Raw genomic sequence first — 11,386 nt, 5'->3', positions numbered from 1 at the left:
CAAGATGGATGGCATGGAAACGCAGACCGCACAAATCGAAGAACAACTGGCGTCGCTGGATCGGCGGCTGACGACGGTCGAACGCAATCTTGCCGCGCTGACCGCGGAAGTGGCGGTGTTGTCCAGGACCGCTGCAACAAAAGAAGATCTTGCCAAGCTCGAAGGTTCACTGCGCAGCGAAATCGCCCGCATTGATGCCACGCTGCTCGCGCTTCAGCAAAACTGTGTAACCAAGGCAGATTTATACAAGCTGGAAACGCGCATAACGAAGTGGATGATTACCACGCTGGTTGGCGTGGCAGCCATGAACTCAACCTTGGTTCTGATTGTGGTGAAACTGGTGCAGCCGTGAAAAGCGAGGCTGTATCATACGGCTTTTCATACAAGCAAACTCAACATGAAAGACTGGTTTGCCGGCGAGCGGGGCGCGTATTTTTTTCTTTGGCTCGGCGTCGGCCTGATGGCGCTGTTTGGCGTTCTCGAGTATCGCTTTCCCAGGCCCGAGCAGCTGGAGACGGCGCGCGGGCGCGTGGTGTGGCAGCAGGAGACGCGCGGGGCGCTGTATTTCATCCTGTCCGACCAGCAGCGGCTGGTGTTGTACGCCAAGGGCGATGCCGATGGCCGCCAGCGCGCCACCATCCGGGATGGCGCCATGTACCCCATCAGCGTGCGGTTTTTCCGCCAGCAGCAAACCGGCATCGGCTTCGCGCCCGGCGATTTTTATACGGTCTACGGCGTGGCCGTCGGCGGCAAGGAGACGGCCACGCTGGCCGAGGTGCGCGCCGCTTACCGGCGCGATAATCTGATCGCGCTGGCGATGGGTGTCGCGGCGGTGCTGGCCGGCGCGTTCCGCCTGCGCGGCTTGCGCGCGTCCCGCCCTAGCGCACGTCGCGCTGGCGGCGGAAGGCCAGCCAGCCGGCGATCACGGTAAAGCTGGCCACGATCACCACCACGATCAGAAAGCCGTGCTTCGATTCCGCCAGCGGTATGCCGCCCACGTTCATGCCCAGCAGGCCGGCGATGATGTTGATGGGCAGCGCCAACACGGTCACCACGGTCAGCACGAACAGGCTGTGGTTGTTGGCCTCGCTGGCCAAAGCGGCGATTTCCTCCTGGATCAGCTTGATGCGCTCCTGCAGCGACGCCATGTCCGCCAGCACCATGGAGAATTCCTCGGTCGATTGACGCAGTTCCTGCGCGTCGATCTCGGCCATCCACGCCGGCGGCTTTTGCAGCAGGCGGAACAGGGCCGATGGCTCCGGCGCCAGCAGGCGCTGCAGGCGCACCAGCACGCGCCGCTGCGCGCCCAGGCTGGCGCGCTTGGTGGTCAGTTTGCCGGCCAGCAGGCTGTCCTCGATGCTGTCCACGGTGGCAATCGCGTCGCGCACGATCTTGATCAGCGCGTCGGCCTGGTCGCGCAGCAGGTGGATCAGCAGTTCGACCGATGAGCGGATCGTCTCGCCATTGCGCACGGCGTTGCGCAGGCTGTCCACCGCGCGCAGCGGCTTGCGGCGCGCGCTGATGACGATTTGCTTGTCCACGCTGAGCCACAAGGTGGAAATGTCCGACGGCTCGAACGAAAAGTCGTGCAGCACGTCGTTGACCACGGCGATCAGGGTGTTGTCGGCCAGTTCGATGCGGGTCGAGCGCGGGCCTTCGTGCAGGCTTTCGTAGAATTCATCCGGCAGCGCGGTGTGCTCGTGCAGCCATTTTTCGCTGGCGGTGTTGGCCAGGTTGTAGTGCAGCCAGATGAATTCCCGCGGATGCTGGTCGCGCTGTTTGAGCCACGCGCAGGCGGCGTCGGTGTCCAGCGGCTGGCCTTTGCCGTCGGCGCCGCGGCCGAACAGATAGCCGCACACCAGGCCGGATTGGTCGGAACCGTAGGACAGCGGCGCGCTCTGCATCGGGCTCAGACCAGCAGCGCGGCGCTCATTTCGGCCGCATCGCGCTTGGCCTCTTCCAGCATGCTGGCCAGTTTTTGCTCGTCGATGAACAGGTCGATGGCCGAGTCGGAATGCGGCGGCAGGTCGCGCTGCGGTTCCTGCAGCGGCGATTTCACCGGCGTCAGGTGGTTGGCCAGCAGCAGGGTGTCGAGCAGGGTGTCGGGCGGGATCGACATGAAGCTGTCGCGCAGGCCCTCGATGGCGTCTGCCACCGGCTCGGGGATGCACAGCTTGCGCATCACTTCGCGGGTGATGATTTCCTCGCTGGCCGAGTGCCAGTTCTCCGGATCCTCGTCGAGCAGGCCGGGGAATTCGTCGGCGCGCGACAGCAGGTAGAAGCCGCCCACCTCGTGCACGATGCCGGCGAACAGCGCGGTGTCCTCGTTGACGCCGGTGACGTGGCGGGCGATCAGCCGGCCCAGCGCGGCCACGGCGATGGTGTGGTCCCACAGTTTCTCGGCCTTGTTGCGCAGCGCGGGGTCGGAGATCTTGCTGCCGAACTGGCGCACCACCATGGCGGCCGCCAGCGCGAACAGGTTCTGGTAGCCGATGCGCATGATGGCGCCGCGCACGTTGGTCACGACCGGCGCGCCGGCGCGGTTGAACATGGCGGAGTTCGAGATGGCCACGGTTTTCGCGGCCAGCAACGGCTCCGCCAGCACCAGGCTGATGGCGGTGTCGATGGGGCAATCGGGATCGTCCAATGCCAGTTGTACGCGCAGCGCCGCGTTCACGCTGGTTGGAAAGACGAGTTCGCCACGGATGGCGAGGGCCGCGATATGGCCGTATGCTTCGAGTTTGTTCATGGTCAAAATTATACGCAGGCTTGGCCCCAATCTCAACGCTCGAACGGTCTTAATGTGGGTTCATGCGCAGATAGCGCACGCCGATGCGACAGATGGCGTGGCGCGGATGACAGGCGTGTGACACGGCGCGCGGCGCCGCGATCGGGCGCCGCGGAAAGGAGCGCTCAGGCGTTGACCAGCTGCGGCGAGCGCGCGCCGCGTTCGGCGCTGTAACGGCTGACCGACAGGTCGTCGGCGCGGATGGCCGGGCGGCGCGCGGACAGGATGTCCGACAGCAGTTGCGCCGAGCCGCACGACATGGTCCAACCCAGCGTGCCGTGGCCGGTGTTGATGTAGAGGTTGCGCAAGCCGGTGCGGCCGACGATCGGCGTGCCGTCCGGGGTCATGGGACGCAGGCCGGTCCAGAAGCTGGCTTCGGCGGTGTTGCCGGCGCCGGGGAACAGGTCGTTGACCACCATCTCCAGCGTTTCGCGGCGGCGCGGGTTCAGGGTCTTGTCGAAGCCGGCGATCTCGGCCATGCCGCCCACGCGGATGCGGTCGTCAAAGCGGGTGACGGCGATTTTGTAGGTCTCATCCAGGATGGTGGAGACCGGCGCGGCGCCGGCGTTCACGATCGGCACGGTGATCGAATAGCCTTTCAGCGGGTACACCGGGATTTTCACCAGGTCCTTGAGCAGCGCGGTCGAGTAGGCGCCCATGGCCACCACGTAGGATTCCGCAGTCACCAGCTCGTCGCCGCATTTGACGCCCTTGATGGTGTCGCCCTCGGTCAGCAGGCCGGTGATGTCCATGCCGTAGCGGAATTTCACGCCCAGCTCCTCGGCCATGGCGGTCAGGCGGGTGGTGAACAGCTGACAGTCGCCGGTTTCATCGTTGGGCAGGCGCAGGCCGCCGACCAGCTTGTTGCGGGCCAGGCCGGGCTCGGCTTGGACCAATTGCTCGCGGCTCAGCAGTTCGTACGGCACGCCGGTTTCCTCCAGCACGCTGATGTCCTTGGCGGCGGCGTCCATCTGCTCCTGGGTGCGGAACAGCTGGGTCGTGCCTTGCTGGCGGCCTTCGTATTCGATGCCGGTGGCGGCGCGCAGGGCCTTGAAGCAGTCGCGGCTGTACTCGGCCAGGCGCACCATGCGTTCCTTGTTGACGGCGTAGCGTTCGGCATTGCAGTTCTGCAGCATCTGCCACATCCATTGCAGCTGGAACAGGGTGCCGTCGGGTTTGATCGACAGCGGCGCGTGGCGCTGCACCATCCATTTCATGGCTTTCAGCGGGATGCCGGGGGCGGCCCATGGCGAGGCGTAGCCGGGCGAGATCTGGCCGGCGTTGGCGAAGCTGGTCTCGAGGGCGGGGCCGGGTTGGCGGTCCAGCACGGTGACGTCGTGGCCGGCCTTGGCCAGATAATAGGCGCTGGTCACGCCGATCACACCGCTACCCAGGATAACTACGCGCATTATTGCCCCCGATTATTTAACTTCATTGGATTTTGCTATGGTATGCTGGTTCTGCTAGTGTTTGTTACTGTATATATTCGATAAAACAGTGGATTTTCATGCGAATTCAAAAAGAATCGGTCCGGGGGCTGGATAAGCTGGACAGAAAGATATTGCAGATCCTGCAGGAGGACGGGCGGATCTCGATGAAGGACCTGGGCGAGCAGGTCGGCTTGTCGACCACGCCGACCATCGAGCGGGTCAAGCGCATGGAGCGGGATGGCGTGATCACCGGTTACCACGCGCGCATCGATCCGCCGTCGCTGGGGGCCAAGCTGCTGGTGTTTGTGGAGATCACGCTGAACCAGAAGTCGGGGCCGGCGTTCGAGCAATTCCGGCGCGAGGTGCTGCGGATTCCGGAGGTGCAGGAGTGCCATCTGGTGTCGGGCGACTTCGACTATCTGATCAAGGCGCGCATTCATGAGATGGCGGAGTACCGCAAGCTGCTGGGCGAGATGCTGCTCAGCCTGCCTGGCGCGGCGCAGTCGAAAAGTTATGTCGTGATGGAAGAAATCAAGGAAACGCTGACTTTATCGACCGAAGTGGTGCAGGGCTGATCCACATCAAAGTGCGCCGCTTGCAATCGTCGGCCGGCGGCGCATACTGTTCCCATGAACTCCGTCGAATCCACCAAATATCGTAAAACGCTCGAGGATGGCGGCGTGGCGCCCGAGCAGGCGCTGGCGCACGCCGATGCGTTGGGCGAAGCTTTGCATAATCTCCAGGACACCTTGGCAACGAAAGAGTGGGTAAGAGCCGAGTTCAAGGAGTTTAAAGCCGATATCCTGATGTGGATGGTCTCGTTGTTTATGGCCCAGACCACGATTACGGTTGGCGCCATCATCGCACTCATCCGCGCCCTGCCTCACTAAGCCGCGCTTCAGTTACAATGCCATAATGGCATCACAACCAACTGGAGCAGGCGTGGATATTGTTGTGCGCTCGCTGGACGAGCATCTGTCTTCCGACCAGAGTTTCAGCTCCGCTTACGCGCGGGCGGTGGGGGCGATCGCCGGTAACGGCGGCAGCCTCACACTGGCCCAGTTCGCCGCCGTCACCGACATCGCCGGCGATGGCCAGTCGTCCGCCGTCTTCACCGCGCTGGTCCTGAACGCCATCGAATCGGGCGTGGAAGTCGACTGGGCGCTGAACGCGCTCAGCCGCAGCTGCACCGGCATCGACCAGCAGGCGCGCGAACATGCGCTGAGCATGACCATCCCGCTGCTGGCGCTGCACGGCGCCGACGCACGCCCATTGGCGCAGCGGCTGGCGAAAGCGCTGTCGGTGCGGCTGTCGCCGGAAGACCTGGAACGCCTGCCGCCGGCCGAGGAGCGCGGCCTGCTCGCCAATCTCGGCGAGCAGGCGCGCCGGCTGGTGCGCGGCCGCTCGCTGGCCGACGCGGTGGCGGATTTCGGCCGCACCGCCGGTCAGCAGGAATTGATCACCCACGCTCGCCATTTCCAGTCCGGCGAAATCGACCAAACCGCGCTGCGCGACGTGGTGCGCGCCACCACCGCCGCCATCACGCAGGATATCGGCAACTATCTGGAGCAGGCGCGCCTGCTGTCGGTGGGCGAGGCCGCCGCCAGCTCGCTGGTCAGCGCCGCCAATGACCTGAAAAACCAGGTGACGCAGCGCCTGATCCTGGTCGATCAGCGCATCGCCTACGAGCGCCGCCTGATGAGCGAGGAAATCGACGACGCCGTGCACGACGCCGGCAACGCCATCGAACTGGCGATGACGGACCGCCTCAACACCGATAAGTGGAAAGACGAGGACGTGTGGGCCAGCATGGGCCGCAATCAGTTCGGGCAGGAGATGGAGCGGCGTCTGGACCGCATCGTGCGCCGCAAGGAGCAGGCCTTGCAGCTGTTGCAGGAAGACTTGCGGCTGTTCCAGTCGGGGATGAAGCTGGGGCAGGCGAGCGTGTTCCAGCGGCAGCATCACGCCGCGCTGGCCAAGCTGATGCCGCGCATGCGCATCGGCACGCGCATCGTCAACAAGCTCGATACGGCGGCCAATGTGACGCTGGTCAGCGGCGCGGCGGTGGCGGCCAGCACCGGCACGGCGGCCTACCTGATCGGCGCGGCCGTGGTGCTGCCAGTGGTGGCGCCGGTGGCGCCGTTCGTCGGCGGCGCGGTGCTGCTGGCCGGCGCGTTCAAGTGGTTCACCGATGGCGGCAAGCGCAAACGCACCGAAATCCGCGACAAGCGCATCGCCTTTGAGGAAGAGCTGCGCAAGCAGCTACTGGCGGCGGAGCAATCGTTCAACGCCCAGCTGGACCAAGTGGCGGAGGGCTTCCGCGACTCGGCCGTGCAGATGCTGACGCCGATTTTGCTGGAAGCCGAAGCCGCCGGGCGCGTGCCCGGCATGCGCCAGCGCATCGCCGACCGCGTGATCACCCAGGCCCAAGCCGCCATCCGCCAGCTGGACGCCGAGTTGCGTTAGAGGTTGCGGGCGATGATGGCGTCGGCGGCGCTGGCGGCTTGTTGCAGCGGCTGCGTCAGCGCCTGCGTGGTGTAGACCGGCGTTTGCGGCATGGCCGCGCCCAGCACCGGGCCGTCGGTCTTGCTCACGTCGACCGACACGGTGGTCGACAGGCCGATGCGCAGCGGGTGTTCCTTCAGCTCCTTCGGATCGAGCGCGATGCGCACCGGCAGGCGCTGCACCACCTTGATCCAGTTGCCGCTGGCGTTTTGCGCCGGCAGCAGCGAGAAGGCGCTGCCGGTGCCGGCCGACAGGCCCACCACGCGGCCATGGAATTGCACTTTGCTGCCATACATGTCCGCCTCCACCTTGGTCGGCTGGCCGACGCGGATGTTCTTCAATTCCGATTCCTTGAAGTTGGCGTCCACCCACAGCTGGTCCAGCGGCACGATCGCCATCAGCGAGGTGCCCGGCGTGGCGCGCGCGCCGATTTGCACGCTGCGCTTGGCCACGTAGCCCGACACCGGCGCCAGGATGGTGTTGCGGCGCGACGCCAGCCATGCCTGCACATAGTCGGCCTTGGCCGCCTGCACCGCCGGATGCTGCGCCACCGATACGCCGCTGACGCCGGCCTTGGCCGCTTCCTCCTGCCTGAGCGCGACCGCGATCGCCGCGCGCGCATCGGCCACGGCCTGGCGCGCGTGTTCGACTTCCTCGCCGGAGATGGTGTGGTCGGCGGCCAGCGGTTTGCGGCGCGCCAGGTCGTCTTCGGCATTCTTCAATTGCAGCTTGCGCAGTGCGACGGTGGCGTCGTACTGGGCCACGTCGGCGTAGCGCTGGCGCTGCTGACGCACGGCGGCGCCCAGCTTCGCGTCGGCCTGCGCCAGCGCGATGTCGGCGTCGGCCGCATCGAGCTGGATCAGCGGCGCGCCCGCTTGCACCATCTGCGTCTCGTCGGCGCGGATCTCGGTCACGTTGCCGGTCACCTGCGACGACAGGTTGACCAGGTTGCCGCCCACGTAGGCGTTGTCGGTCTCCTGCACCTTGGACAGTACGGCCGCGTAGTAGACCGCATACGCCGCGCCGGCGGCGATGAAGGCCAGCGTGATCGCCGCCAGCATGAACTTGCGCTTTTTTTCATTGGGTTGGGTGGTGTCGGTGCTCATGATGTGATCCTTATTTGATGGCGGTCGCCAGCGGTGCTTCTTCGTGATAGCCGCCGCCCAGCGCGTTGGTCAGCGCGACTTCGGCCAGCAGTTGTACCTGTTGCAGATAGAGGTCGGCATCCTGCTGCTTGAGCAGGGCCAGGCGCGCGTTGAGCACGCCGCTGTTGTCGGCCAGGCCGTGCTCGAGCCGCTTCTGTGCCGATGCCAGTTGCGCGCGCGCCATCGCGGTGGCCGCCGCCTGCTGCGTGATCTGTTGTTCGATGCCTTGCAGTTGCGCGCCGCCTTGCGCCACTTCGCGCACGGCTTCGACGATGGTCTGGTTGTATTCGGCGATGCGTTCGTTGCGGTTGGTGCGCGCGCTGTCCAGTTCCGCATCGAGGCGTTTGCTGTCGAACAGCGGCAGCGATACGCTCGGCCCGATATACAAGGTGCGGCTGGCCAGTTGCAGCAGGTCTTCCGCCTTCACGCTATTCAGACCAATCGAGCCGGTCAGGTTCACGTCCGGATAGAACGCGGCCCTGGCAGCATCGATCTTGCTGAGCGAGGCTTCCAGCTTCCAGCGCGCCGCTTGCAGGTCAGGACGGCGCGCCAGCAGTTCCATGCCGAGGTGCGCCGGCAGGGCGTGCGGCGTTGGCGACATGGTGACTGGCTTCAGGTCGGCAAGCGCGGCGCTGCTGGCGCCGGCCAGCGCGCGCAGCGCTTCGCGTTCGTGCTCGATATCGGCTTTGAGCGCGGCCTGCTGCCTGGCGGTCTGCCGCAGTTCCGCCTCGGCTGCGCGCTGGTCGTCGGCGTTGGCCAGGCCTTGGGCGATGAGCTTGGCCTTGTCTTGCACCAGCGCCGTTTGTGTGGCCGCCAGTTGATCGGTATTGGCCAGGCGCGCCCACGCGCCCTGCAGGCGGAAATAGCTTTGCGCGATGGACGCGGCCAGTGCCTGCTCGGCTTCCGCGTAGGCGGCGCGGCCGGCGTTCAATTCGCCCACGGCCGCGGCGACCTGCGCGCGGTTCTTGCCCCACCAATCGAAGTTGTAGCGCAGGTCCAGGCGCAATGTCTCCTCGGTGAAGTAGGCGCCGCCGATCGGCGCCGGGAACAGGCCGGTGCCCGAGTAGCGCTGGCGGTTGACGTTGCCGTTCACGGTGCCGGCGATGCCCAGGTCGGCCACGCTGCGCGACAGCGAGGAACGCGCGCTGCCGATGTGCGCCGCCGCCACCTCCAGCGACGGTCCACTGGCCAGCGCCTGCGCGATGATGGCGTTCAGTTGTTCGTCATGGTAGGCGGTCCACCACTGCGCTTGCGGCCAGCCTTCCCTGGCCAGCTTGATGTTGGCCGACAGGTCGGCGTTGGCGACGTCGCGCCTGGCCAGCGCGTGGCTGTCGGGCGGGATCTGCGCGCAGCCGGCCAGGGCCAGCGTGGCGGCCGCCGCCAGGATTGATAGCGTGGTTTTCACTTGGTTTCTCCTCATTCCATCGCAGCGTGATCGACCGCTGCCGGTGCGGTCTTGGGTGGCGGTTTAATCAGCAACAGCAGCGGAATCACGCACAGCGTCGCGATCATCATCAGCCAGAAGTCGTCCACGTAGGCGATCATCGACGCCTGGCGGGTGATCTCGTTATTCAGCATGGCCGCCGCCTGCGGCGTGGCCAGGTTGTCCAGCAGCGCCGGATTGGTGGCGGTGATGTGTTCCGCCAGCGAGGCATGCACGGTCTGCGTGTTGCGCGCCAGCAGCGTTTGCACCAGCGCGATGCCGATCGAGCTGCCGATGTTGCGTATCAGGCTGTAGATGGCCGTGCCTTCGGCGCGCATCTCGGGCGACAGCGTGGCGAAGGTGGCGGCGCTCAGCGGCACGAACACCAGCCCGAGGCCCAGGCCCTGTATCACGCCGGGCCAGACGATGTCGCTCTGCGACAGCACCAGCGTGTAGCCCGTCATCTGCCACAGCGAGAAGGCGGTGATGAGGAAACCGGTCGCCAGCAGCACGCGCAGGTCGATCTTGCCCACCAGGCGGCCGACCACCATCATCGCCACCATGGTGCCGATGCCGCTCGGCGCCGTCACCAGGCCGGCGATCTTGGCCGGGTAGCCCATCAGGCTTTGCAACATCGAGGGGGTGAGTGCCCGCGTGGCGTACAGCACCAGGCCCACGATGAAGATGAACAACAGACCGCTGACGTAGTTGGCATTGCGCAGCAGTCGGTAATCGAAGAAGGATTTGCCGGCCGGCCGGGTGGCCGTGTGGGCGACAAACCAGGCGAAGCTCAGCGCCAGGATGATGGCTTCGACCCACGTTTCGGTGGAGCCGAACCAGTCGTTCTGTTCGCCGCGGTCGAGCAGCATTTGCAGCGCGCCGATGGCCAGGCTCAGGGTGGCGAAGCCAAACGCGTCGAAGCGCATCTTGCGCGGCGCCTCGGCCTTGCGGATGTAGCGCCAGATGCCGTAGAAGGCCATCGCGCCGACCGGCACGTTGATGAAGAACACCCAGCGCCAGTCGTAGCTGTCGGTCAGCCAGCCGCCCAGGGTGGGGCCCAGGATGGGACCGATCATCACGCCCATGCCCCACACGGCCATGGCCGAGCCGTGCTTCTCGCGCGGATTGATGTCCAGCAGCGTGGCTTGCGACAGCGGCACCAGCGCGGCGCCGAAGATCCCCTGCAGCAGGCGCGCGATCACGATCTCGGTCAGCGAGCCGGACAGGCCGCACAGCACCGAGGCGACCGTGAAGCCGGCCACCGAGGCAAGGAAGATGTTCTTCTGGCCGAAGCGGTCGCACAGCCAGCCGGTCAGCGGCGTGGCGATGGCGGCGGCCACGATGAAGGAGGTCAGCACCCAGGTGATCTGGTCCTGCGAGGCCGACAGGCTGCCCTGCATGTGCGGCAGGGCGACGTTGGCGATGGTGCCGTCGAGCGCCTGGATGACGGTCGCCAGCATGATCGAGATGGTGATCATGCGGCGGTTCAGGCCGTCGTCAGGCGCGGCGGCGACGGTTGCGGCGCCGCTCATGGCAGCGACTCGATGTTGGCCTGGATGGCTTCAAGGAAGGTGGTCACGGTACGCAGCGTGTCGGGATCGACGTTGCCCAGCAGTTCGCGGCGCAGGGCGTCGGCCTCCTTCCATACCGATTCGTACACTTCCTGCCCGGCCGGCGTCAGGCTGAGGAGCTTGACGCGGCGGTCGGTGGCGGATGGCGTGCGCACCATGTAGCCGGCCTTCACCAGCCGGTCGACGGTGGCCACCATGGTCGGGTCTTCCACGCCGGCGCGCGCGGCCAGCCGGGTTTGCGACGGCGGCTCCTTTTCCTTGGCGGTGAGGGCGATCGCCATCCAGCTGGCCTGGCTCAGGTTGAGGTGCTTGAGGCGGCGGTCGATGGCCAGGCGCCAGGCGCGGGCCGAATTGTGCAGGGCGGCCGAGAAGCGTTCTTCTATAGAAGACATATGATTGCGGTGCTAATGGTTAGGTATCTAACGATTAGTTTAGCACAGGTAATATATGTTCGCTAGCGCACGGAAATTTGCGCCGAAGCGACTATCATGTGAAATGAGCACCTTCGCTCGTACAAAAACAGA

General features: G+C 65.6%; 12 protein-coding genes. 5 read left to right on the top strand and 7 right to left on the bottom strand.

Features of this window, described 5'->3' with window-relative positions; all coding sequences use genetic code 11:
• Window positions 1–13: 13 nt before the first annotated feature.
• The gene (locus tag FHW83_RS14745; RefSeq protein ID WP_176647122.1) at window positions 14–352 is read left to right on the top strand and encodes a hypothetical protein; all 339 of its coding nucleotides are present in this window, start codon (window positions 14–16) and stop codon (window positions 350–352) included.
• Between the two features lie 45 nt (window positions 353–397).
• On the top strand, window positions 398–931 hold the full coding sequence (locus FHW83_RS14740; protein WP_176647121.1) for a hypothetical protein: 534 nt from the start codon (window positions 398–400) through the stop codon (window positions 929–931).
• On the opposite strand, the gene FHW83_RS14735 is transcribed toward FHW83_RS14740, so the two are convergent.
• The 3 genes from FHW83_RS14735 to FHW83_RS14725 form a co-directional block, all read right to left on the bottom strand.
• A complete protein-coding gene (locus tag FHW83_RS14735) occupies window positions 879–1,904 on the bottom strand; it encodes a transporter (RefSeq protein WP_176647120.1) in 1,026 nt (341 codons plus the stop codon). The two genes, FHW83_RS14740 and FHW83_RS14735, sit on opposite strands and share 53 nt — an antisense overlap.
• A gap of 5 nt (window positions 1,905–1,909) precedes the next feature.
• Complete coding sequence (locus FHW83_RS14730) at window positions 1,910–2,749, bottom strand: HDOD domain-containing protein (protein WP_176647119.1); 840 nt, start codon at window positions 2,747–2,749, stop codon at window positions 1,910–1,912.
• 164 nt (window positions 2,750–2,913) lie between these two features.
• Window positions 2,914–4,197, bottom strand: coding sequence for a D-amino acid dehydrogenase (locus FHW83_RS14725; protein ID WP_176647118.1), 1,284 nt, complete (start codon window positions 4,195–4,197; stop codon window positions 2,914–2,916).
• A 98-nt stretch (window positions 4,198–4,295) separates the two neighbouring features.
• Between FHW83_RS14725 and FHW83_RS14720 the strand changes: the two genes are divergently transcribed.
• From FHW83_RS14720 to FHW83_RS14710, 3 genes are read left to right on the top strand one after another with little or no spacing between them, the layout of a single operon-like run.
• On the top strand, window positions 4,296–4,793 hold the full coding sequence (locus tag FHW83_RS14720) for an Lrp/AsnC ligand binding domain-containing protein (protein ID WP_072788401.1): 498 nt from the start codon (window positions 4,296–4,298) through the stop codon (window positions 4,791–4,793).
• Between the two features lie 54 nt (window positions 4,794–4,847).
• Window positions 4,848–5,108 (top strand): hypothetical protein, encoded by a 261-nt coding sequence (locus FHW83_RS14715; RefSeq protein WP_176647117.1) that lies wholly within the window; start codon window positions 4,848–4,850, stop codon window positions 5,106–5,108.
• Window positions 5,109–5,160: 52 nt separating this feature from the next.
• Window positions 5,161–6,684 carry a hypothetical protein gene (locus FHW83_RS14710; RefSeq protein WP_373997218.1) on the top strand — a complete coding sequence of 508 codons (1,524 nt, stop codon included), beginning with the start codon at window positions 5,161–5,163 and terminating at the stop codon, window positions 6,682–6,684.
• On the opposite strand, the gene FHW83_RS14705 is transcribed toward FHW83_RS14710, so the two are convergent.
• The 4 genes from FHW83_RS14705 to FHW83_RS14690 are packed head-to-tail and all read right to left on the bottom strand — an operon-like array spanning window position 6,681 to window position 11,254.
• Window positions 6,681–7,829 carry an efflux RND transporter periplasmic adaptor subunit gene (locus FHW83_RS14705; protein ID WP_176647115.1) on the bottom strand — a complete coding sequence of 383 codons (1,149 nt, stop codon included), beginning with the start codon at window positions 7,827–7,829 and terminating at the stop codon, window positions 6,681–6,683. The genes FHW83_RS14710 and FHW83_RS14705 overlap by 4 nt on opposite strands.
• Before the next feature lie 10 nt (window positions 7,830–7,839).
• Complete coding sequence (locus FHW83_RS14700) at window positions 7,840–9,273, bottom strand: efflux transporter outer membrane subunit (RefSeq protein ID WP_373997217.1); 1,434 nt, start codon at window positions 9,271–9,273, stop codon at window positions 7,840–7,842.
• Window positions 9,274–9,284: 11 nt separating this feature from the next.
• Window positions 9,285–10,823, bottom strand: a complete 1,539-nt coding sequence (locus tag FHW83_RS14695; protein WP_176647113.1) for a DHA2 family efflux MFS transporter permease subunit — start codon at window positions 10,821–10,823, stop codon at window positions 9,285–9,287.
• Window positions 10,820–11,254, bottom strand: a complete 435-nt coding sequence (locus FHW83_RS14690) for a MarR family winged helix-turn-helix transcriptional regulator (RefSeq protein WP_176647112.1) — start codon at window positions 11,252–11,254, stop codon at window positions 10,820–10,822. The genes FHW83_RS14695 and FHW83_RS14690 overlap by 4 nt, the downstream gene beginning before the upstream one ends.
• Between the last annotated feature and the right edge of the window lie 132 nt (window positions 11,255–11,386).

The sequence above is a fragment of the Duganella sp. SG902 genome (genome assembly GCF_013376005.1).
Taxonomy (GTDB): Bacteria; Pseudomonadota; Gammaproteobacteria; order Burkholderiales; family Burkholderiaceae_D; genus Rugamonas.
Note: the sequence above shows the minus strand (reverse complement) of the source record. Positions and strands in the feature narration are given on the sequence as shown.